Annotated in this window: 19 protein-coding genes, 1 rRNA gene and 1 riboswitch; of the genes, 15 read left to right on the forward strand and 5 right to left on the reverse strand. The window is 70.2% G+C overall.

Going from position 1 to position 21,341, the window contains the following annotated elements; genetic code table 11:
• The 11 genes from rrf to ACFY2B_RS43860 all read left to right on the forward strand — a co-directional run.
• Positions 1-94: ribosomal RNA gene (rrf, locus tag ACFY2B_RS43810) — 5S ribosomal RNA — on the forward strand; the annotation flags it as partial.
• A 108-nt stretch (positions 95-202) separates the two neighbouring features.
• On the forward strand, positions 203-811 hold the full coding sequence (locus tag ACFY2B_RS43815; protein WP_390768658.1) for a CDP-alcohol phosphatidyltransferase family protein: 609 nt from the start codon (positions 203-205) through the stop codon (positions 809-811).
• Between the two features lie 114 nt (positions 812-925).
• Complete coding sequence (locus ACFY2B_RS43820) at positions 926-3,421, forward strand: sugar phosphate nucleotidyltransferase (protein WP_390768677.1); 2,496 nt, start codon at positions 926-928, stop codon at positions 3,419-3,421.
• Positions 3,422-3,592: 171 nt separating this feature from the next.
• Positions 3,593-4,432, forward strand: coding sequence for a DUF881 domain-containing protein (locus ACFY2B_RS43825; RefSeq protein ID WP_390768678.1), 840 nt, complete (start codon positions 3,593-3,595; stop codon positions 4,430-4,432).
• Positions 4,429-4,761 (forward strand): small basic family protein, encoded by a 333-nt coding sequence (locus ACFY2B_RS43830; protein WP_003988855.1) that lies wholly within the window; start codon positions 4,429-4,431, stop codon positions 4,759-4,761. Before ACFY2B_RS43825 ends, ACFY2B_RS43830 begins: the two co-directional genes overlap by 4 nt.
• Before the next feature lie 5 nt (positions 4,762-4,766).
• Positions 4,767-5,603: a DUF881 domain-containing protein gene (locus ACFY2B_RS43835; RefSeq protein ID WP_390768659.1), complete on the forward strand. Its 837-nt coding sequence runs from the start codon at positions 4,767-4,769 to the stop codon at positions 5,601-5,603.
• A gap of 130 nt (positions 5,604-5,733) precedes the next feature.
• The gene (locus ACFY2B_RS43840) at positions 5,734-6,624 is read left to right on the forward strand and encodes an FHA domain-containing protein (protein WP_390768660.1); all 891 of its coding nucleotides are present in this window, start codon (positions 5,734-5,736) and stop codon (positions 6,622-6,624) included.
• A gap of 43 nt (positions 6,625-6,667) precedes the next feature.
• Positions 6,668-7,405 (forward strand): MerR family transcriptional regulator, encoded by a 738-nt coding sequence (locus ACFY2B_RS43845; protein WP_390768661.1) that lies wholly within the window; start codon positions 6,668-6,670, stop codon positions 7,403-7,405.
• Positions 7,406-7,513: 108 nt separating this feature from the next.
• On the forward strand, positions 7,514-7,987 hold the full coding sequence (locus tag ACFY2B_RS43850) for a bifunctional nuclease family protein (RefSeq protein WP_026253112.1): 474 nt from the start codon (positions 7,514-7,516) through the stop codon (positions 7,985-7,987).
• Between the two features lie 357 nt (positions 7,988-8,344).
• Positions 8,345-8,923, forward strand: a complete 579-nt coding sequence (locus ACFY2B_RS43855) for a MerR family transcriptional regulator (RefSeq protein WP_390768679.1) — start codon at positions 8,345-8,347, stop codon at positions 8,921-8,923.
• 125 nt (positions 8,924-9,048) lie between these two features.
• Positions 9,049-10,446, forward strand: a complete 1,398-nt coding sequence (locus ACFY2B_RS43860) for a DNA polymerase IV (RefSeq protein WP_390768662.1) — start codon at positions 9,049-9,051, stop codon at positions 10,444-10,446.
• A gap of 480 nt (positions 10,447-10,926) precedes the next feature.
• Here the strand turns inward: ACFY2B_RS43860 and ACFY2B_RS43865 are convergent, their stop codons facing one another.
• Positions 10,927-11,298 carry a PRC-barrel domain-containing protein gene (locus tag ACFY2B_RS43865; protein ID WP_390768663.1) on the reverse strand — a complete coding sequence of 124 codons (372 nt, stop codon included), beginning with the start codon at positions 11,296-11,298 and terminating at the stop codon, positions 10,927-10,929.
• 114 nt (positions 11,299-11,412) lie between these two features.
• A riboswitch (glycine riboswitch) is annotated at positions 11,413-11,508 on the forward strand.
• A 174-nt stretch (positions 11,509-11,682) separates the two neighbouring features.
• Between ACFY2B_RS43865 and gcvP the strand changes: the two genes are divergently transcribed.
• Entirely contained in the window at positions 11,683-14,568 is a 2,886-nt protein-coding gene (gene gcvP / locus ACFY2B_RS43870; protein ID WP_390768664.1) for an aminomethyl-transferring glycine dehydrogenase, read from the forward strand.
• 117 nt (positions 14,569-14,685) lie between these two features.
• Here gcvP and ACFY2B_RS43875 read toward each other — a convergent pair whose 3' ends face one another.
• The 4 genes from ACFY2B_RS43875 to modA all read right to left on the reverse strand — a co-directional run bounded on the left by ACFY2B_RS43875 (position 14,686) and on the right by modA (position 18,409).
• Positions 14,686-15,105, reverse strand: coding sequence for a molybdopterin-binding protein (locus ACFY2B_RS43875; protein WP_390768665.1), 420 nt, complete (start codon positions 15,103-15,105; stop codon positions 14,686-14,688).
• A 76-nt stretch (positions 15,106-15,181) separates the two neighbouring features.
• Positions 15,182-16,273 (reverse strand): ABC transporter ATP-binding protein, encoded by a 1,092-nt coding sequence (locus ACFY2B_RS43880; RefSeq protein ID WP_390768666.1) that lies wholly within the window; start codon positions 16,271-16,273, stop codon positions 15,182-15,184.
• A gap of 439 nt (positions 16,274-16,712) precedes the next feature.
• Positions 16,713-17,573 carry a molybdate ABC transporter permease subunit gene (modB, locus tag ACFY2B_RS43885; RefSeq protein ID WP_390768667.1) on the reverse strand — a complete coding sequence of 287 codons (861 nt, stop codon included), beginning with the start codon at positions 17,571-17,573 and terminating at the stop codon, positions 16,713-16,715.
• Positions 17,570-18,409 (reverse strand): molybdate ABC transporter substrate-binding protein, encoded by an 840-nt coding sequence (gene modA, locus ACFY2B_RS43890; protein ID WP_390768668.1) that lies wholly within the window; start codon positions 18,407-18,409, stop codon positions 17,570-17,572. The genes modB and modA overlap by 4 nt, the downstream gene beginning before the upstream one ends.
• A 205-nt stretch (positions 18,410-18,614) precedes the next feature.
• Here modA and ACFY2B_RS43895 point away from each other — a divergent pair, with 205 nt between their 5' ends.
• The 3 genes from ACFY2B_RS43895 (at position 18,615) to ACFY2B_RS43905 (ending at position 21,297) form a co-directional block, all read left to right on the forward strand.
• Positions 18,615-19,079 carry a molybdopterin-dependent oxidoreductase gene (locus ACFY2B_RS43895; protein ID WP_390768669.1) on the forward strand — a complete coding sequence of 155 codons (465 nt, stop codon included), beginning with the start codon at positions 18,615-18,617 and terminating at the stop codon, positions 19,077-19,079.
• Positions 19,080-19,099: 20 nt separating this feature from the next.
• Positions 19,100-20,035: a LysR substrate-binding domain-containing protein gene (locus ACFY2B_RS43900; RefSeq protein WP_376536766.1), complete on the forward strand. Its 936-nt coding sequence runs from the start codon at positions 19,100-19,102 to the stop codon at positions 20,033-20,035.
• 101 nt (positions 20,036-20,136) lie between these two features.
• On the forward strand, positions 20,137-21,297 hold the full coding sequence (locus tag ACFY2B_RS43905; protein ID WP_390768670.1) for an NAD-dependent formate dehydrogenase: 1,161 nt from the start codon (positions 20,137-20,139) through the stop codon (positions 21,295-21,297).
• Positions 21,298-21,341 lie beyond the last annotated feature (44 nt).

Raw genomic sequence — 21,341 nt, forward strand, 5'->3', positions numbered from 1 at the left:
AACGCCCGGTTACATTCCGAACCCGGAAGCTAAGCCTTACAGCGCCGATGGTACTGCAGGGGGGACCCTGTGGGAGAGTAGGACGCCGCCGAACTTCCTTTGAAGCTCTGGCTCTTGGGCACACAGCCCGAGGGCCAGAGCTTTTTTGCGTTGAGGTAGGGTCAGGGAGCATCGTTGGTTCGTTCCCACAGGAGGCCCCCGGGTGGAGGTCCAGGAGACCCGTATCCAGACTGACCGGGTTCTCACCATCCCGAACATCCTCAGCATGGCGCGCCTCCTCGGCGTACCCCTCTTCCTGTGGTTGATCCTCAGGCCCGAGTTCGGGGGGCCCAAGAGCGACGGCTGGGCGCTGTTGGTGCTCGCGCTGAGCGGGGTCAGTGATTACCTCGACGGCAAGCTCGCGCGGCGCTGGAACCAGATCAGCAGCCTGGGTCGGCTTCTCGACCCGGCCGCCGACCGGCTCTACATTCTGTCGACCCTGGCCGGCCTCACCTGGCGTGAGATCCTGCCCATTTGGTTGACGGCCGTACTAGTGGCGAGAGAGCTGATCCTCCTGGTGATGGTGGGCATCCTCAGGCGCCATGGTTACCCTCCGCCGCAGGTGAACTTCCTGGGCAAGGCCGCGACCTTCAATCTGATGTACGCCTTCCCGCTGCTCCTGCTCAGTGACGGAAGTGGTTGGATCTCGTCACTCGCTGCTATTTTCGGATGGGCGTTCGCGGGATGGGGTACAACGCTGTACTGGTGGGCAGGAGTGCTCTACGTGGTTCAAGTCCGCCGTCTGGTCCGCGCGGACGCCATGGCCGATTGAGCTCGACGATTGCCCCGACGTAGTGGCTCGATGGCCCGTGACGGCAAAGTGCGGGACAATCTTGACGGGTGAAGTCGGCTAGACCGTCGTCTCTTGGAGGAGGACGCTTCCGACATGAAGGCCGTCGTGATGGCCGGTGGTGAAGGCACTCGTCTTCGCCCGATGACCTCAAGCATGCCCAAACCGCTCCTGCCCGTGGTGAACCGCCCGATCATGGAGCACGTTCTGCGGCTGCTCAAAAGGCATGGGCTCACCGAGACCGTCGTCACCGTGCAGTTCCTGGCCTCGCTCGTCAAGAACTATTTCGGTGACGGCGAAGAGCTCGGAATGGAGCTCACGTACGCCAATGAGGAGAAACCACTCGGTACCGCCGGAAGCGTCAAGAACGCCGAAGAGGCGTTGAAGGACGATGCCTTCCTGGTCATCTCGGGCGACGCCCTGACCGACTTCAACCTCACCGACCTCATCAATTTCCACAAGGAAAAGGGTGCGCTCGTCACGGTGTGTCTGACGAGAGTGCCCAATCCGCTGGAGTTCGGGATCACCATCGTCGACGAAGAGGGCAAGGTCGAGAGATTCCTGGAGAAGCCGACCTGGGGGCAGGTCTTCTCCGACACGGTGAACACGGGCATCTACGTCATGGAGCCCGAGGTCTTCGACTACGTGGAGCCCGACGTTCCCGTCGACTGGTCCGGTGACGTCTTCCCGCAGCTGATGAAGGAAGGCAAGCCGGTCTTCGGATACGTCGCCGAGGGCTACTGGGAGGACGTCGGCACTCACGAGTCGTACGTGAAGGCGCAGGCCGACGTCCTCGAAGGCAAGGTCGACGTGGAGATCGACGGATTCGAGATCTCCCCGGGGGTGTGGGTCGCCGAGGGCGCGGAAGTGCATGCGGACGCCGTGCTGCGCGGACCGCTCTACATCGGCGACTACGCCAAGGTGGAGGCCGGCGCCGAAATCCGGGAGCACACGGTCGTCGGATCCAATGTCGTGGTGAAGAGCGGGGCGTTCCTGCACCGGGCCGTGGTGCACGACAACGTCTACGTCGGACAGCACAGCAACCTGCGCGGCTGCGTCGTCGGCAAGAACACCGACATCATGCGTGCGGCCCGGATCGAGGACGGCGCGGTCATCGGCGACGAGTGCCTGATCGGTGAAGAATCGATCGTTCAGGGCAACGTGCGGGTCTACCCGTTCAAGACCATCGAGGCGGGCGCCTTCGTCAACACGTCGGTGATCTGGGAGTCCCGCGGGCAGGCGCATCTCTTCGGTGCCCGGGGCGTGTCCGGGATCCTCAACGTGGAGATCACGCCGGAACTCGCCGTTCGGCTGGCCGGCGCGTACGCGACGACCCTCAAGAAGGGGGCGACCGTCACCACGGCCCGCGACCACTCGCGTGGTGCGCGTGCCCTCAAACGTGCGGTGATCTCAGCACTGCAGGCCAGCGCCATCGACGTACGGGACCTGGAGAACGTGCCGCTGCCGGTGGCGCGGCAGCAGACCGCGCGGGGCAGCGCCGGCGGGATCATGATCCGGACCTCGCCGGGGGTGCCGGACTCCGTCGACATCATGTTCTTCGACGGCCAGGGTGCCGACCTGTCGCAGGGGAGCCAGCGGAAGCTCGACCGGGTGTTCGCGCGGCAGGAGTACCGGCGGGCGTTCCCCGGAGAGATCGGTGACCTGCACTTCCCAGCCAGCGTCTTCGACTCGTACACCGGGTCGCTGCTGCGGAACGTCGACACGACAGGGATCGCCGAATCGGGGCTCAAGGTCGTCGTGGACGCCTCCAACGGCAGTGCGGGCCTGGTGCTGCCCAGCCTGCTCGGCAAGCTCCGAGTGGACTCGCTGACCATCAATCCAGGTCTGGACGAGGCCCGGCCCACGGAGACCGGTGACATGCGCAGGGCGGGGCTGGTGCGGCTCGGCGAGATCGTGGCGTCCTCCGGAGCCGCGTTCGGTGTCCGGTTCGACCCCGTGGGGGAGCGGCTGTCCCTCGTCGACGAGAAGGGCCGCATCATCGAGGACGACCGGGCGCTGCTCGTGATGCTCGACCTGGTGGCCGCTGAGCGCCGCAGCGGCCGGGTGGCGCTGCCGGTGACCACGACCCGGATCGCGGAGCAGGTGGCCGCGTACCACGGCACACAGGTCGAGTGGACCACGACGTCTCCCGACGACCTCACGCGCGTGGGGCGTGAAGAAGGAACGATCTTCGGTGGTGACGGCAAGGGCGGGTTCATCGTCCCGGAGTTCAGCGGCGTCTACGACGGTACGGCGGCCTTCGTACGGCTGATCGGACTGGTGGCCCGGACGCAGCTCACGCTCAGCCAGATCGACGCGCGGATCCCGCGGGCACACGTCCTCAAGCGCGATCTGGCCACCCCGTGGGCCGTCAAGGGCCTGGTGATGCGGCGGGTCGTCGAGGAAGCGGGAGAGCGCTTCGTCGACACCACGGACGGGGTCCGGGTCGTGGAGACGGACGGACGCTGGGTGATGGTCCTGCCCGATCCGGCCGAGGCGGTCACCCACCTGTGGGCGGAGGGGCCGGACGACCAGTCCGCCCAGGCCCTGCTCGACGAGTGGTCGGCCGTCGTGGACAGCGCCGGACGGTAAAACACACAGCACGCGCGCGTGCCGGACAAGTGTCCCCCAAGGGGGCCTGTCCGGCACGCCGGTGGGGCCATTCGGAGGAACTGCCCCCGACGTGCGACGATGTGCGGCATGCCGCAGCAACCCCCCGTTCGGAGCACACCGGCCGTGCGGCCCGTGCGCCCGGACGCCTCCATGTCGTTGATCACCAACGTCATGGACCACAGCCTCGACGACGGGTACGCCGAGGCCGCCGCCCGCAGGAAGTCCCAGGGTGCGGTGGGCGGCATGCCGAAGACCCTCCGGGCGAAGCTCGGCCTGGCCGGCGGCCTGGTGCTCGCCGCGCTGGTCGTGACCGTGGGAGCCGCACAGGCGCGGGTGGCGGCACCCGTGGTCGCCAAGGAGCGGCAGGAGCTGATCGACCGGATCGACCGGGAGACGGAGACCGCGGACAAGCTGGAGGGCAGCGTCGACCAGCTGCGTGGCGACGTGAGCACCCGGCAGCGGGCCGCCCTGAGGCAGAGCGGCGGCAGCGAGACGGCGGATCTGGTGGGGATCCTGTCGGGCGCCACCGCGGTGCACGGCCCCGGAGTGAAGCTCCTCGTGAACGACGCCAGGGAAGCCAGCACGGGCGGTGACGGGAATCCGCGCACGACCGCAGGATTCTCGGACACCGGCCGGGTGCGCGACCGTGACATGCAGCGCGTCGTCAACGGACTGTGGGCGGCCGGTGCCGAGGCCGTCTCCGTCAACGGGCAGCGGCTGACCGCCCTGTCCGCGATCAGAGCGGCCGGCGACGCGATACTGGTCGACAACAAACCGCTGGTGCCGCCCTACACGGTGCTGGCGGTGGGGGACGGGGACCGGTTCAGCACCAGGTTCCAGAACGGCGCCGACGGGCTGTACCTGCATGCCCTTGAGGAAAACTTCGGCGTTCGGGCCGACATCTCGGTGGTGAACGACCTCCAGCTGCCCGCCGCACCGAGTGTGATCGTACGTACAGCACAGCCGAGCACTGAGAAGGGCACAACGTGATCGCGGTACTGGGCCTCGTCGTGGGAGTCGTGGCCGGCCTGTTGGTTCGTCCGGAGGTTCCGGCGGTCGTCGAGCCTTATCTGCCGATCGCCGTGGTCGCGGCGCTGGACGCCGTCTTCGGTGGACTCCGGGCCATGCTGGACGGCATCTTCGACGACAAGGTCTTCGTGGTGTCGTTCCTGTCGAACGTGGTCGTGGCCGCCCTGATCGTCTTCCTGGGCGACAAGTTGGGGGTGGGCGCGCAGCTCTCCACGGGCGTCGTCGTGGTCCTCGGGATCCGTATTTTCTCCAACGCTGCGGCCATCCGGCGGCACGTGTTCCGGGCGTGAGGCCGATGACCGATCCGAACGAATGGCCGGAGTACAGGCTGCGCCGGGCGCTCCCCGACGAGGTGCCCGCACCGGGGCCCGAGGCGGGGCAGCCGCGGCACGAGAAGAGCAGGCCCGAGCTGACCGGCCGTCAGCGCCTGGTCGACGGCCTCTGGCCACCGCGGGTCTCCCGGGCCCAACTCATCGTCGCCCTGCTGCTGTTCGGCCTCGGCTTCGGCCTGGCCGTCCAGGTGGCGTCGAACAGTGACACCGACAGTGCGCTGCGCGGCGCCCGCCAGGAAGATCTCGTACGCATCCTCGATGAACTCGACAACCGTACGCAGCGTCTTGAAGACGAGAAGACGGGACTCGAACAGCAGCGTCAGGAGCTGGAGAACAGCTCGGACCAGGCCGAGGAGGCACGCAGGCAGACGGCCGAGAAGGAGCGGCAACTCGGCATTCTGGCGGGCACTGTGGCGGCGCAGGGTCCCGGCATCACGATGACGATCAGCGACACGAAAGGGACGGTCAAGGCAGACATGCTGCTCGACGCGATCCAGGAGTTGCGCGCGGCCGGGGCTGAGGCGGTCCAGGTCAACGCCGTACGCATTGTCGCCGGCAGCTATCTCTCGGACTCCGGCGACGGCGTGAGCGTCGACGGGAACAAGATCAACGCTCCCTATCGTTTCAAGGTCATCGGCAAGCCGCAGGATCTCGAACCGGCGCTCAACATCCCCGGAGGTGTGGTGCAGACTCTTGAGAAGGAGCAGGCCACTGTGACGGTCGAGCGTTCGGACAAGATCATTGTTGACGCCTTGCGACCGGCGAAGGAGCCTGACTACGCTCGGTCGTCCTCCCAGTGAATCGATGGTGCATGCGGGAGGTCCGGCAGGGGCATGAGGTTGCGGGGGGTCGGCGCATCGAAGGCTCGGTGCGTGGTGGAAACTGTTTGGTGGATACGGACGTTGTGAGGATGTCCGGGTCGACCGGTGTATGGAATCAGGGTTCGTCCTGCCCCACGGGCGGGTCTGTTTCGGTCAAGGGGAATCGCCCGTGAAGTTGTTTGCGAAGTTGTTCGGCAAGAGCGCGCGAGAGGGTGGCGGCAGTGCGACCGCTCGCCATCGTGCACAGCCTGACGCAGAGGGCCAGCGCCCGATGTTCCGGGACCAGGTGGCTGGCCCGGGCGGTGACATTTCCGGAGGTCAGGGCGCGCCGTCTGTTGACCCTGCCCAGTCCGGCGGCATAGGTTTCGGGCAACCGTCAACCTCAAGTACGGGTGGAGGGTTTACCCCCGGCCCGTACGCGTCCAACGCCCCGGTGGGGCAGCCGCGGCAGGAGGATCCGTCCATGTCGATCCTGGTATGTACGAGGTGCGGTAACCGGAACGCGGAGAACGCCCGGTTCTGTTCCAACTGTGGTGCGCCCCTGCGTGCGGGCGTCGCCCCGGAGCGGTCGTCGGAGACGACGTCCACGATCTCCATCTCCGGTCTGGAGGCGTACGACGCCGAGGTCACCGGGCAGACGCAGATGCCGTCCCTCTCTCCGGAGGCGCAGGCGGCCGTCGACGCGCTGCCGGTCGGCTCGGCGCTCCTGGTGGTCCGCCGCGGCCCGAACTCGGGCAGCCGCTTCCTGCTGGACGGGGACCTGACCACGGCCGGCCGTCACCCGCAGAGCGACATCTTCCTGGACGACGTGACGGTCTCGCGCCGCCACGTGGAGTTCCGGCGCGGCGCCGACGGTTCGTTCACGGTGGCGGACGTGGGCAGCCTGAACGGCACGTACGTCAACCGGGAGCGGATCGACCAGGTCGGTCTGTCCAACGGTGACGAGGTGCAGATCGGTAAGTACCGGTTGGTCTTCTACGCGAGCCGGCACGGCATCTGACCGTTCCCCCGGACCGGGTCCGGGGGAACTCCAGGGAAGGTCCATGCTTCAATCACCGCGTGGCGGTGCCGGGCACGGTATCGCAGCCAGGGACAGCGGGCTGATGAGCATCGGCGCGGTGTTGAACGTGCTGCGTGGCGAGTTCCCCGAGGTCACCGTCTCCAAGATCCGCTTCTTGGAGTCGGAGGGCCTCGTCGAGCCGCAGCGGACCCCCTCGGGGTACCGCAAGTTCAGCGCGGGGGACGTCGAGCGTCTGGGCCATGTCCTGAGGATGCAGCGGGACCACTACCTGCCGCTCAAGGTGATCCGGGAGCACCTCGACGCCATGGAGCGCGGCGAGGCCGTGCAGCTTCCCGTGGTGGGGCGCCAGCGGGACGGCGAGGACGTCCTGGAGCCCGTCGAGGGGCCCGCGCCGGCCCGGATCGGACGTGCCGAGCTGCTGGCGGCGGCGGAGATCGACGAGAGCGATCTCAAGGAGTGGGAATCGTACGGGCTCGTCGCTCCACTGGAGGACGGGGTGTACGACGCGGAGGCGGTCACCGTGGCCTCCCTCGTCTCCGAGTTGGGACGGTTCGGGATCGAGCCGCGTCACCTTCGGGTGATGAAGGCCGCCGCCGATCGCGAGGCGGGCCTCGTCGACCAAGTGGTGGCCCCGCTGAAGCGCCACCGGAACCCGCAGACCAGAGCCCACGCCGAGGCCCGTACGAAGGAGCTGGCGGCGCTCACCGTCAGGCTGCACACGGCGCTGGTGAAGATCGCGCTGGGCGTCCGGCTGCCCTGAACGGCGCGCCGGTCCGCCGGCGAACGGTACGGCGTTCCGGCGGCCGGATCGTGCACCCGTTCTCTGCCCGACTACCCAAACGTCCCGGGCACGGCCTAGGGTTGCTGTGTGAACGAGCTCGATGTCGTAGGTGTCCGGGTCGAGATGCCCTCCAACCAACCGATCGTGCTCCTGCGTGAAGTGGGCGGCGACCGGTACCTCCCCATCTGGATCGGGCCGGGGGAGGCGACCGCGATCGCCTTCGCCCAGCAGGGGATGGCTCCCGCACGGCCGCTGACCCACGACCTGTTCAAGGACGTGCTGGAAGCCGTCGGCCAGGAGCTCACCGAAGTGCGCATCACGGATCTGCGTGAGGGCGTCTTCTACGCGGAGCTGGTGTTCGCCAGCGGCGTGGAGGTCAGTGCCCGCCCGTCCGATGCCATAGCGCTGGCCCTGCGCACGGGAACGCCGATCTATGGCAGTGACACGGTGCTCGACGACGCGGGCATCGCCATTCCGGACGAGCAGGAGGACGAGGTGGAGAAGTTCCGTGAGTTCCTCGACCAGATCTCGCCCGAGGACTTCGGTACCAGCAGCCAGTGAGCCGACCCTTCGCGGCCGGCGCCGGGCCGGTGCACGGCCCGTGACGAGCCGTTGCCGGGGCAATTGCCAGGGGCCTTTGAGAGCGTCCTTCGAACCCCCGCGAGTGCATTCGGCTAGCCTTTCCCCGCGGTGGGGTACGGGAAACCACTCCTAGGGTGATTATCACTCGGCGTGCCGAGTGTGGCGATCGTTGACGCACCCCTGGTGACTGCCTACCGTCGTGAAGGCAGGTCAAGGACGGAGGTCGGCGTGAGAAGCAGCGGCGACGGTACGGCTGGGGGTGCCCCCGGACACGGTTTCGGGGAGAGTGGTCCGTTCGCTCCCTCGAACTCACGGCTCCGTTCCAGCGGGGAGTCCATCCCTCCCGGCAGCGGCGCGGCCGATCACGCCCCGCAACGGCCGACGGCCGTACTCAGTGGTGGAGGGGCGGCGGCCATGACGTCCGAACAGATCGGTTACCGGGGGCCCACGGCCTGCGCGGCGGCCGGCATCACCTATCGGCAACTCGACTACTGGGCCCGCACGGGTCTTGTCGAGCCCAGTGTGCGACCCGCCTACGGATCGGGTACGCAACGCCTCTACAGCTTCCGCGACGTCGTCGTCCTGAAGATCGTCAAGCGGTTCCTGGACACCGGCGTGTCGTTGCAGAACATCCGCAGCACCGTCCAGCACCTCAGGGAACGCGGTTTCCGTGACCTGGAGCGCCTGACGTTGATGAGTGACGGTGCCACGGTCTACGAGTGCACGTCGCCGGACGAGGTCCACGCCCTGCTCCAGGGCGGTCAGGGCGTTTTCGGGATCGCCGTGGGCGTGGTCTGGCGGGATGTGGAGAGTGCGCTCTCCCAGCTGCACGGAGAGCGCATCGACACCGGGGAGACCCTGGTCGGGCACAATCCCGCGGACGAGCTGGCCAGGCGGCGCAACCGGGCGGTCTGAGCTGCCCGAACGGGCGCCTGGAGGGCATGGCCGGGGCGGTCCGAGCGGCCTTCCTCAGGGGATCCGGGGCCGTGTCGCCGTCCGGCGGCGGGGCGATGTCAGTGCCGTGGTGCAGCATCGGAGATGTGCGAAACGTGCCCACGATCCTGCATCTCGACATGGATGCCTTCTTCGCCTCGGTGGAGCAGGCGTCCAAGCCGAGCCTGCGCGGGAAGGCCGTCGTCGTGGGCGGACTCGGGCCGCGCGGGGTGGTCGCCACCGCCTCGTACGAGGCACGGACCTTCGGGGTCCGCTCGGCGATGCCCATGGCCCAGGCGCGTCGGCTGGCCCCCCATGCCGCCTACCTCGTTCCGCGCTTCGGACTGTACCGGTCGGTCAGCGAGCAGGTGATGGCGTTGCTGGCGGAGCTGTCCCCGCTGGTGGAGCCGCTGAGTCTGGACGAGGCGTTCGTGGACCTGGAGGCCGGGGACACCGCCTGGGACGAGGAGTCGGCCAGGCGGGCCGGGGCGAAGCTGCGCGCGGACATACGGACCGGTACCGGACTCACTGGCTCGGTGGGGCTCGCCGCCTCGAAGATGCTCGCGAAGATCGCCTCCGAGCGGGCCAAGCCCGACGGCCTGCTGCTGATCGAACCGGGCACCGAGCGTGCGCTGCTCGCTCCGCTGCCGGTGCGGACCCTGCCGGGGGTGGGACCGGCCACCGGTGACCACCTGCGGCGGGCCGGGATCTCGACGGTCGAGGAGCTTGCCGAGGCCGGTGAGGACGAGCTGGTGCGCCTGCTGGGCAAGGCCCACGGGCACGCCTTGTACGCCATGGCGCTGGCGCACGACGAGCGGCCGGTGGTGGCCGAGCGGGAGACGAAGTCGGTGTCCGTCGAGGACACGTACGACGTCGACATCCACGATCGTCTCCGGGTCGGCCTGGAGGTGCAGCGGCTGGCCGGCCGGTGCGTGCGGCGGCTGCGTGCGGCGGGACTGTCGGGACGGACCATCGTGCTGAAGGTGCGGCGGTACGACTTCTCCACGCTGACCAGGTCGGAGACGCTGCGGGGGCCCACGGACGATCCGGCGGTGGTGCGGGAGGCGGCGATGCGGCTGCTGGAGTCCGTGGACACGACGGGCGGGGTGCGGCTGCTCGGCGTGGGCGTCTCCGGTCTCGCCGACTACACCCAGGAGGACCTGTTCGCCCAGGCGGCGGAGGAGGCGGCCGACGCGGCATCGGAGGAGACGGCGGCCGAGCCCGTCGAGGAGCGGCCGACGGCGGCCGAACGGCATTGGGCCGCGGGGCACGACGTGCGGCACACCGAGTACGGGCACGGGTGGGTGCAGGGCAGCGGACTCGGCCGGGTCACGGTGCGATTCGAGACTCCCGTCTCGCAGCCGGGCCGGGTGCGGACGTTCCGGGTCGACGATCCCGATCTGGAGCCCGCGGATCCGTTGCCGTTGTTGTCCGGGGGAGCGGAGGGGGCTGAGGGCGGACCGGTGGTGGGGTCGCCGTCGCCGTCGTCGCGGGGGACCCGCTGACGTGGAGCCGGGCAGGGCCGCGGGGTGAGCGCGGCTGAACAGGGCCCGGCGAGCGGGGTGGGGCGGAAAGGGGGCTGGGAGGGCTGAGGGAGCGAGCCGGGGGAGAAGGGGGACCGAGGAACGAGGGGCCGAGCCCTCGGGCCGTCCGAGCGTGCCGGCACGGGGTCCGGCGCGTACCAGGTGGTGGTGAACGGGGCAGGCAGGGGGAGGGGCGGGGCTTTCCGTGCCGGGGGAGACGGAAGGGACGCTCCGCGTGGGCGACCGCACCGCCGTCTCCGCCCGGGGTCGAGGCGGGCGGAGACGGCGGTGTGCTGGGAGGGGCACGATGCGACGGATCCGGTGAGCGACGTACCCGATGGGGTGGGGCGTGCCGAAGGGGCGGTGCCGAGACCGGGGACGGACGACGGGTGACATGGAAGGGAACGGGGGCGTTGGGCCGTACAGGCGTGAGGCCGTGGGGGAAGGATGCCCGGGGTGGCATCAGGTCTCGTCCTGGCCCGCCAGCCTGCCGAAGTCGTGGTCGGGCTGCGGTGACGGTGCCGCCACGTCCAGGCCGTAGTGGTGGTAGAGCTGGAGTTCCTGTTCAGGGGAGAGATGGCGGCCCACGCCGAAGTCGGGGGCGTCCTTGATGAGGGCGCGGTCGAAGGGGACACGCAGATTGCCCTCGATCAGCTCGCTCGGCTCAAGGGGGACGAAGGCGTCCCTGGAGAACAGGCCCGTCCGTATGGCCGCCCACTCCGGCACTCCCGTGGCATCGTCGAGGTACACCTCGTCGATGGTGCCGATCTTGGTGCCGTTGCGGTCGAACGCCTTGCGGCCGATCAGGTTGCGCGGATCGATGTCGGTCTGCACGGTCCCTCCTCATTGGTCGCAATCATGCGTAAGCACTACAAAAGAGCAGAAACGAGGCGGCGGCCACTCGAAGGTCCTGCCGATGGCGTCGCTGGTAGGCTGGCAGTTGGCTGCTGATCCCGTGCGGGAGAGTCCTCCGGACATCGTCCGAGGCGCCGAAGGAGCAAATCCTCCCCGGAATCTCTCAGGCACACGTACCGCACGGGCGAGGTCACTCTGGAAAGCAGGGCGGGTGCCGACGGTTCCCGCTCTCACCGACGGGGAAAGCCGTGACGCCTCGGGTGGCACGGTGAAGCTCTCAGGTCGAGATGACAGAGGGGGAGGCCGTCGGGGTGCCCGCGCCGGGGCGCCCCTCGAAGGTCGTCAGACCAGGAGGCCTCCGCAATGACCGCCCATCGCACTCCGCTCTCCGAGCTCGAACAGGGCACCCCCTTCGAGCAGCGGCACATCGGGCCCGACCAGGAGGCGCGGGAGAAGATGCTCGCGCAGGTCGGTTACGGCTCGCTCGACGAGCTGACCGCCGCCGCGGTGCCGGATGTGATCAAGAACGCCGACGCGCTCGATCTGCCGGGCGCCCGGACCGAGGCCGAGGTGCTGGCCGAGCTGCGTTCCCTCGCGGACCGCAACCAGGTCCTCGGTTCGATGATCGGGCTCGGCTACTACGGCACCTTCACGCCGCCCGTCATCCTGCGTAACGTCATGGAGAACCCGGCCTGGTACACGGCCTACACGCCCTACCAGCCGGAGATCTCCCAGGGCCGGCTCGAAGCCCTGCTGAACTTCCAGACCATGGTCGCCGACCTCACCGGACTGCCCACGTCCGGTGCCTCCCTGCTCGACGAGGGCACGGCCGCGGCCGAGGCGATGGCCTTGTCCCGGCGCATGGGCAGGAACAAGAAGGGCCTCTTCCTGGTCGACGCGGACACACTGCCGCAGACCGTCGCCGTGATCCGCACCCGCGCCGAACCGACCGGCGTGGAGGTCGTGGTCGCCGACCTGCACGAGGGCATCCCGGCCGGGATCGCCGAGCGGGAGATCAACGGCGTACTGATCCAGTACCCGGGCGCCTCCGGCGCCGTACGCGACCTCGAGCCGGTCATCGAGCGGGCGCACGAGCTCGGCGCGCTCGTCACCGTCGCCGCCGATCTGCTCGCCCTCACCCTCCTGAAGTCGCCGGGCGAACTGGGTGCGGACATCGCCGTCGGTACGACCCAGCGCTTCGGTGTGCCGATGGGCTTCGGCGGGCCGCATGCCGGCTACATGGCCGTGCACGAGAAGTTCGCGCGCAGCCTGCCGGGCCGCCTCGTGGGCGTCTCCGTCGACGCCGACGGACACCGGGCCTACCGGCTCGCCCTGCAGACCCGGGAACAGCACATCCGGCGGGAGAAGGCCACCAGCAACATCTGCACCGCGCAGGTGCTGCTCGCGGTGATGGCGGGCATGTACGCCGTCTACCACGGTCCCGAGGGGCTGCGTGCCATCGCGCGACGCACCCACCGCTACGCGGCGATCCTCGCGGCGGGCCTGGCCGGCGGCGGTTTCAGGACCGTCCACGGTGCCTACTTCGACACGCTGACGGTCGAGGCCACGGGCCGCGCCGAGCGGATCGTCGCCGACGCGCGGGAGAACGGCGTCAACCTGCACCTCGTCGATCCCGACCACGTCTCCATCGCGTGCGACGAGACGACCACCCGGGCCCGGGTCGGTGCCGTGTGGGCCGCCTTCGGGGTGCGGGGTGACGTCGAGGCGCTGGACGCGGCCACCGAGGACGCACTGCCGCAGGCGCTGCTGCGCACCGACGAGTTCCTGACCCATCCGGTCTTCCAGCAGCACCGCTCCGAGACCGCGATGCTGCGCTACCTGCGCAAGCTGGCCGACCGGGACTACGCGCTGGACCGCGGCATGATCCCGCTGGGCTCCTGCACGATGAAGCTCAACGCGACCACCGAGATGGAACCGGTCACCTGGCCCGAGTTCGGCCAGCTGCACCCGTTCGCGCCCGCCGAGCAGGTGCAGGGCTACCTCACCCTCATCCATGAGCTGGAGGAGCGGCTCGCCGAGGTCACCGGGTACGACAAGGTCTCGCTCCAGCCCAACGCCGGTTCGCAGGGCGAGCTGGCCGGTCTGCTGGCCGTGCGCGGCTATCACCGGGCCAACGGCGACGACCAGCGCGTCGTCTGCCTCATCCCGTCCTCCGCGCACGGCACCAACGCCGCGAGCGCGGTGATGGCCGGGATGAAGGTCGTCGTCGTGAAGACCGCCGAGGACGGCGAGATCGACGTCGCGGACCTGCGGGCGAAGATCGAGCAGTACCGCGACGAGCTGGCGGTGCTGATGATCACGTATCCGTCGACGCACGGCGTCTTCGAGGAGCACGTCGCCGACATCTGCGCCCAGGTGCACGAGGCCGGCGGCCAGGTGTACGTGGACGGCGCCAACCTCAACGCCCTCGTCGGGCTCGCCAAGCCGGGCCACTTCGGCGGTGACGTCTCGCACCTCAACCTGCACAAGACGTTCTGCATCCCGCACGGCGGCGGCGGTCCCGGCGTGGGCCCCGTGGGCGTCCGCTCGCACCTGGCGCCGTACCTGCCGAACCACCCGCTCCAGCCCGCCGCCGGTCCGGAGACGGGCGTCGGCCCGATCTCGGCCGCTCCGTGGGGTTCGGCGGGGATACTGCCCATCTCGTGGGCGTACGTCCGGCTCATGGGCGGCGCGGGGCTGAAGCGGGCCACGCAGGTGGCCGTGCTGGCCGCCAACTACATCGCCAAGCGGCTGGAGCCCCACTACCCGGTGCTCTACACGGGTCCCGGCGGCCTGGTCGCGCACGAGTGCATCATCGACCTGCGGCCGCTGACCAAGGCGACCGGTGTGAGCGTGGACGACGTGGCCAAGCGGCTGATCGACTACGGCTTCCACGCGCCGACGATGTCGTTCCCGGTGGCCGGCACGCTGATGATCGAGCCGACCGAATCGGAAGACCTGATCGAGCTCGACCGGTTCTGCGAGGCGATGATCGCGATCCGTACGGAGATCGACAAGGTCGGTGCCGGTGAGTGGCCCGCGGACGACAACCCGCTGCGCAACGCCCCGCACACCGCGGCCGCGCTCGGCGGCGACTGGGCGCACGCCTACAGCCGCGCGGAGGCCGTCTTCCCCGCCGGTGTCTCGGCCGCCGACAAGTACTGGCCGCCGGTGCGCCGGATCGACCAGGCGTTCGGCGACCGGAACCTGGTCTGCTCCTGCCCGCCGCTGGACGCGTACGCGGACTGAACCGGGCGGGCGCGCCAGCGTGTACGGGCTCCCGTCCGAGGCCGGGACGGGAGCCCGCACGCGTGCGAGGCCGGCCTTCGGCGCCATCGGCGGAGAGGGGTCGGCCGGACGGCGTCCTCAGGCCGTCGCCAAGGACACCTCGGTCGACTTGATCAGGGCGAAGACGGGCGAGCCGGCCGCCAGGCCCAGGTCGGTGACGGACTCCTCGGTGATGGCCGAGGTCAGTTCGCCGCCTTCGACCGCGATCTTCACCGCGGCCATCGCGCCGCCGGTGGCGATGCCGGTGACGGTCCCGGGCAGTTGGTTGCGGATCGAGACGCGCTGGACGGGGGCGGTGGCCAGGGCGACCTCCGTCGACTTCACCAGGGCGCGCACGGTGGAGCCCGTGGTCAGACCGAGGTCCTCGGCGGCCTCCAGGGTGATCGCGGCGGTCAGGTCCTGACCGCCGGTGAGACGGACCTTCACCGTGGCCATCGCCTCGCCCGGGGTGACGGCGGTGACGGTGCCGGGGAGCTGGTTGCGGATGCTCAGGCTCATGGGACGGCCTCGCAGAATGTGGGGGATTGGGGGGTTATGGGCCCTGACGGTCCCCACCGTAGCCGCAGCCGGTGCCTCAGGCCGGGTAGGCGTGGGTCTGCGTCGCCTTGACCGTCGCCCAGACCGGCGTGCCGGGCTGCAGGCCGAGTTCCGCGGCGGCGACCGTGGTGAGGTCGGCGGCGACGGACAGCTCCCCGCCGAGATCGGCACGGATCTGATCGCCGTGCGTCTCCAGGCCGACCACCTCGCAGCGCCAGAGATTGCGGGCGCTGGAACCGGTCGGGCGGTCCCGGTGGAGGGTGACGGCGCTCGGCGGGAAGGCCACGAAGACCGGGCCCGACAGGTCCTCGGTCGTGGTGATCGCCGGGCCGTCGTCCAGCCGTACCGAGTGGCCGTCCGCTCGCCCCCGGTAGAGGTTGAGGCCGACCAGATGCGCGATGTAGTCCGTGCGCGGACGGCGGGCGATCTCAGTGGGCGAGCCCTCCTGGACCACACGGCCGTGCTCGACCACGACGAGCCGGTCGGCCAGCACCATGGCGTCCAGCGGGTCGTGCGTCACCAGGACCGCGACCGCCTCGAACTCGGCCAGGTGGCGGCGGAGTTGGGCGCGCACCTCCAGCCGGGTGCGGGCGTCGAGGGCGGCCAGCGGCTCGTCGAGGAGCAGCAGCCGGGGGCTGGTGGCCAGGGCCCGGGCCACCGCGACCCGCTGGGCCTGGCCGCCGGACAGCCGGCGGGGCTTGGCCGCCGCGTGCTCCGCCAGACCCATGCGCTCCAGCCAGCCGACGGCCAGCGCGCGCGCCGCGGCCTTGCCCGCGCCCTGGCAGCGCGGGCCGAAGGCCACGTTGTCCAGGGCGGACAGATGCGGAAAGAGCAGATAGTCCTGGAAGACGACACCGACGGGACGCGACTCCGGGGCGGTGCGGTCGAGGGCAACGCCGTCCAGGTGCAGATGGCCGCCGGTGAGCGGATCCAGCCCGGCGAGGGCGCGCAGGGCCGTGGTCTTGCCGGCACCGTTGGGGCCCAGCAGGGCGACGACGTCCCCGGGTGCGGCCCGCAGGGCGATGTCGAGGCGGAAGGAACCGCGGTCGACGACGAGCCGGGCGTCAAGCCCGTCACCGCGGGTGCCTTCGGCGACGAGGCCGGCCGTGGTGTCGTCGATGTCCGTCATGGGGTGCACTTCCAGGAGTCGGGCGGGGTGGGGCGGGCCTGCGTGCCGGGCGGGGCCGGACCGGCGGGTTCCGCGGGCTCGGCCGCCGGCCGGGCGCCGCCGGGGCGGTCGGCGGCCGGAGCTGCTGCTTGGACGCGGTCGGTGTCGGATGCGGCTCGTACCGGCGATCGTACGGCTGCGGGCCCCGGGAACGTACGCTCTCCCGCCGCAGGTTCCCGGCCCTTGACTCCTCGCGTGCCCTGATTCCGCAGCTTCCCGGACCGTGAGCCCTCAAGCCCTCGCGCGCCCTGTCGCCGTACGTTCCTGGCCCGCACGTCTTCCCGGGCCCACTCCCGGTCTGTTCCCGCGGACCGCGTCCCGCCCGCTGTACAAACCGGGGCCGTGCGAGCCGGGGCCGTGCGAGGCGGCCGGACGGGCGGCGACGGACGGGCCGGTCTTCTCATGGTGTCGTCAGCCAGCGGTCCCGCAGGCCCGCCAGTACCGCGATCGAGACCGCCAGCAGGACCAGGCTGAGAGCGATGGCCGCGTCGGGGTCGTTCTGGAGGGCGAGGTAGACCGCGAGGGGCATGGTCTGGGTACGGCCGGGGAAGTTCCCGGCGAACGTGATGGTCGCGCCGAACTCGCCGAGCGCCCGGGCCCAGGCCAGGACCGCGCCCGCCGCGATACCGGGAGCGATCAGCGGCAGGGTGACCCGACGGAACGCGGTGAACCGGGACGCGCCCAGGGTGGTGGCCGCCTCTTCGAAGCGCGGGTCCGCGGCGCGCAGCGTGCCCTCGACGCTGATCACGAGGAACGGCATCGCGACGAAGGCTTCGGCGATCACGACGCCCGTCGTGGTGAACGGCAGCGTGATGCCGAACCAGGAGTCCAGCCACTGTCCGACCACGCCGTTGCGGCCGAGGGCGAGGAGCAGGGCCACACCGCCGACCACCGGCGGGAGCACGAGCGGCAGGGTGACCAGGGCGCGTACCAGACCGCGGCCGGGGAAGTCCGTGCGGGCCAGCAGCCAGGCCAGCGGCACGCCCACGACCAGGCTCACCGCGGTCGCCGCGGTCGCGGTGATCAGGGACAGCTGAAGCGCCTGCCACACCTCGGTGCTGCTCAGCAGCTGAGGCAGGTTGTCCCACGGGGCCCGGACGAGCAGGGCGATCAGGGGCAGCAGCAGGAAGACCAGGGCCACGACGCCGGGGACCAGGAGCGGCAGCGGCACCCCGCGCCGGCCCGGTGGGCGGGCGCCTCGGCGCCGCGGTCCGCTCTCGGGAGCGCGGGCCGCGGCGCCGGATGCGTCGAGGGGGGTCACGGCTTGAGGAACCCGGCCTCGCTCAGGACCTGCTGGCCCTCGGTGGACTGCACGAGCGCGATGAACGCCTTGGCCGCCTCGGCGTTGGGCGCGTTCTTCAGCAGGACGATCGGGTAGTCGTTGACGGCCTCGGCCGCCTCGGGGAAGTTCACGCCCTCCACCTTGTCACCCGCGGATTTCACATCGGTCTGGTAGACGACCGCCGCGTCGGCCTCCTTCAGCTCCACCTTGGTCAGGGCGCTCTTGACGTCCTGTTCGTAGGAGACCGGGGTGAGCTTGAGCTTGCCGGCGTCCAGGGCCTTCTGGGCGGCAGCGCCGCACGGGACGGTCTTGTCGCACAGGACGACCTTCAGCCCGGACTTGGTGAGGTCCTTGAGGGAGGAGATCTTGTCGGGGTTGCCCGGCAGGGTGGCGATCTCCAACTGGTTGCGGACGAAGGTGGCCGGGGTCCCGGCCGCGTCGTTCTTGTCCGTCACGGTTGCCATCGTCTTGGCGCTGGCGGCGGCGAAGACGTCGGCCGGGGCGCCGCCCGTGATGCTCGCGGCGAGCGTGTCGCTGCCCCCGAAGTTGAAGCTGACCTCGGTGCCGGGGTGCTGCTTCTCGAACTCCTTGCCCAGTTCGGTGAAGCTCTCCTGCAGCGAGGCCGCGGCGAACACGGTCACCGTGCCGGACAGCTTCGGCGACGCCGGCGAGGAGCCCGACGTGGAGGACGACGAGCCCGACGTGGAGGACGACGAGTCGTCCGAGGACGAGCAGGCGCTCAGCGCCATCAGGACGGCGGCCCCCACACCGGCCACCTGCAGCGACCGACGGGTCCGGCGCTTCGAACGGGTCATCACGGTTCCACTCCTCTTGGGTGCTCGGACAACTGTCGCGCCCAGCTGCGGCCCTACTGCTGCCGTGCCGCGATGATACTGCCGCATCTGCGAGGCGTAAGTCTTCTGTCGCATTGCATGAGCTGGGACAATGCCGAACCAAAGTATGCATGTGCGTTTGTACGGGACCGCGTCGCGGGTACCGTCATCCAGGAGGTGGTCGCTCGTGACGCTCGCCGAACTCACCCTGACCGGCGACCTGGCCCGGCCGGTCCGCCTCACGGTGCCGGATCTGCTCGGCTGGCCGCAGCACCGGGTGCGGGTCAGCTTCGAGTGCGCCACCAGCGGAATGCAGCACCACCGGTTCACCGGTCCGCTGCTCTACGACGTCCTGTCCGACGCGGGGCCCGGCTTCGATCCCGTGCGGCGCAAGGACCGGCTGCGCTTCCTCATCGCGGTCAACGGCGCGGACGGGCACCACGCCCTGCTGTCCTGGGCCGAGATCGACCCCGACTTCGCCCATGAGCCGGTGCTGCTCGCCGTCAGCATCGACGACACCCCGCTCGACCGGCACGGACCCCAGCTCGTGCTGCCGCAGGACCGCTGCGGGGCGCGGCACATCAGCGGCATCAACGGGATATGCGTGGACGGCCACTACCACCGCGCCGCGGAGCCCACAGCCGCCGTGTAGTCTCCCGATGGAGGCCATGCATGCTGCTGCGTCAGCTGGAATATCTCGTCGCGCTCGCCAGGGAGCGCCACTTCGCCCGCGCGGCGGCCGCCTGCTTCGTCTCGCAGCCCTCGCTGTCGGCCGCGATCCGCCGCCTGGAGCACGAGCTGGACGTACCCATCGTGCGGCGCGGCAGGCGGTACGAGGGACTGACCCCCGAAGGCGAGGTGGTGCTCGCCTGGGCGCAGCGGATCCTCGCCGAGCGGGACGCGCTGCGGCAGGAGCTGTCGGCGCTGCGCGGCGGGCTCACCGGCACGCTGCGGCTCGGCGTCATTCCGACCGCGCTGCCCGTCGCCTCCCTGCTGACCACCCCGTTCTGCGAGCGGCATCCGCGCGCCCGGGTCACGATCGAGTCGCTGTCGTCGGCCGACATCACCCACGGACTCACCGAGTTCGAACTGGACGCCGCGATGACGTACCTCGACGACGACACCCTGCGGCACGTACGCCGCCATCCGCTGTACGAGGAACAGTACGTCCTGCTCACCCCGCTCGACGGCCCGCTCGGCCAGGTCGCCACGGCCCGCTGGGCGCAGGCCGGCGCGCTGCCGCTGTGCCTGCTGGTGGGGCGGATGCGCAACCGCCGGATCATGGACGAGTTCTTCGCGGCCGACGGCGTCACCGTGGCCCCCGCCATCGAATCGGACAGCGTGGCCGGGCTGTACTCCCATCTGCGCGGCGGCCGTTGGTCCAGCGTGATCTCCCACACCTGGCTGCACATGTTCGGCGTACCCGAGGGGATGCGCGTGGTGGCCCTCGAAGGGCCCGCGCACGGGCCGCGGGTCGGACTGGTCGTCGCCCGCAGCGAACCCCAGTCCGTGCTCGCCGAGGCGCTGGTGAAGGTCGCCCGGGAGACCAGGGTGCAGGACGCGCTGGACGAACTGCTGCGCACCTACCTCGGCGGCCGTGACCGATAGCCGGGAGCTATCCGGGTATAGCGAAGTTCGCTTTGACCAGGGCGTTCGCCCCCGGGATCGTGAAGTGCACCTTCCCACAACGGAGTTGAGGAGCCGCGACCATGGCCAAGGTGCTCTGTGTCCTGTACGACGACCCGACCGGCGGATACCCGACCTCTTACGCCCGGGACGGCCTCCCGGTGATCGACCACTACCCGGGCGGCCAGACCACCCCCACCCCCGAGGCGGTCGACTTCACCCCGGGCCACCTCCTCGGCAGCGTCTCCGGCGAACTCGGCCTGCGCCACTACCTGGAGGCGGCCGGACACACCCTCGTCGTCACCTCCGACAAGGAGGGCGCCGGTTCGGTCTTCGACCGTGAACTGCCCGACGCGGACATCGTCATCTCCCAGCCGTTCTGGCCCGCCTACCTGACCGCGGAGCGCATCGAGGCCGCCAAGAACCTCAAGCTGGCGGTCACCGCGGGCATCGGCTCCGACCACGTCGACCTGGACGCGGCGATCGCGCACGGGGTGACGGTGGCCGAGGTGACGTACTGCAACAGCATCAGCGTCGCCGAGCACGTCGTGATGTCGATCCTCGCGCTGGTCCGCAACTACCTGCCGTCGCACCGGGTGGCGGTCGAGGGCGGCTGGAACATCGCGGACTGCGTGGCCCGTTCCTACGACCTGGAGGGCATGCACGTCGGCACGGTGGCCGCCGGGCGGATCGGGCTGGCCGTACTGCGCCGGCTCGCGCCCTTCGACGTCGCGCTGCACTACACGGACCGGCACCGGCTGCCGCGCGAGGTGGAGGAGGAGCTGGGGCTGACCTTCCACGAGAGCGCCGCCGACATGGCGCCGCACTGCGACGTGGTCACCATCAACGCGCCGCTGCACCCCGAGACGGAGGGGCTGTTCGGCGACGAACTGCTCGACACGATGAAACGCGGCGCGTACCTCATCAACACCGCGCGGGCCCGCATCGTCGACCGGGACGCCGTCGACCGGGCGCTGCGTGACGGGCGGTTGGCCGGTTACGCCGGTGATGTGTGGTTCCCGCAGCCCGCTCCGGCCGACCATCCCTGGCGGACCATGCCGCACCACGGCATGACCCCGCACATCTCCGGGTCCTCGCTGTCCGCGCAGGCCCGGTACGCGGCTGGTACGCGGGAGATCCTGGAGTCCTGGTTCGCGGGCCGGTCGATCCGTGAGGAGTACTTGATCGTGGACGGCGGCGCGCTGGCCGGGGCCGGGGCGCACTCCTACTCGGTGGGCGGCTGAGGCTGCCGGAGGCCGTCCTGTTCGGCGGTCGGCTGGGGCAGGGG

It is taken from the genome of Streptomyces sp. NPDC001270, from assembly GCF_042896695.1.
In the GTDB taxonomy this organism is placed as follows: Bacteria; Actinomycetota; Actinomycetes; order Streptomycetales; family Streptomycetaceae; genus Streptomyces.

Bases quoted from the DNA above. Each gene is read 5' to 3' on its own strand.
- ACFY2B_RS43825 (WP_390768678.1), top strand. From the start codon at position 3,593: ATGTCGTTGATCACCAACGTCATGGACCACAGCCTCGACGACGGGTAC.
- ACFY2B_RS43905 (WP_390768670.1), top strand. From the start codon at position 20,137: ATGGCCAAGGTGCTCTGTGTCCTGTACGACGACCCGACCGGCGGATAC.
- ACFY2B_RS43820 (WP_390768677.1), top strand. From the start codon at position 926: ATGAAGGCCGTCGTGATGGCCGGTGGTGAAGGCACTCGTCTTCGCCCG.
- ACFY2B_RS43840 (WP_390768660.1), top strand. From the start codon at position 5,734: ATGGAATCAGGGTTCGTCCTGCCCCACGGGCGGGTCTGTTTCGGTCAA.
- gcvP (WP_390768664.1), top strand. From the start codon at position 11,683: ATGACCGCCCATCGCACTCCGCTCTCCGAGCTCGAACAGGGCACCCCC.
- ACFY2B_RS43875 (WP_390768665.1), bottom strand. From the start codon at position 15,105: ATGAGCCTGAGCATCCGCAACCAGCTCCCCGGCACCGTCACCGCCGTC.
- ACFY2B_RS43900 (WP_376536766.1), top strand. From the start codon at position 19,100: ATGCTGCTGCGTCAGCTGGAATATCTCGTCGCGCTCGCCAGGGAGCGC.
- ACFY2B_RS43845 (WP_390768661.1), top strand. From the start codon at position 6,668: ATGCTTCAATCACCGCGTGGCGGTGCCGGGCACGGTATCGCAGCCAGG.
- ACFY2B_RS43880 (WP_390768666.1), bottom strand. From the start codon at position 16,273: ATGACGGACATCGACGACACCACGGCCGGCCTCGTCGCCGAAGGCACC.
- modA (WP_390768668.1), bottom strand. From the start codon at position 18,409: ATGACCCGTTCGAAGCGCCGGACCCGTCGGTCGCTGCAGGTGGCCGGT.
- ACFY2B_RS43835 (WP_390768659.1), top strand. From the start codon at position 4,767: ATGACCGATCCGAACGAATGGCCGGAGTACAGGCTGCGCCGGGCGCTC.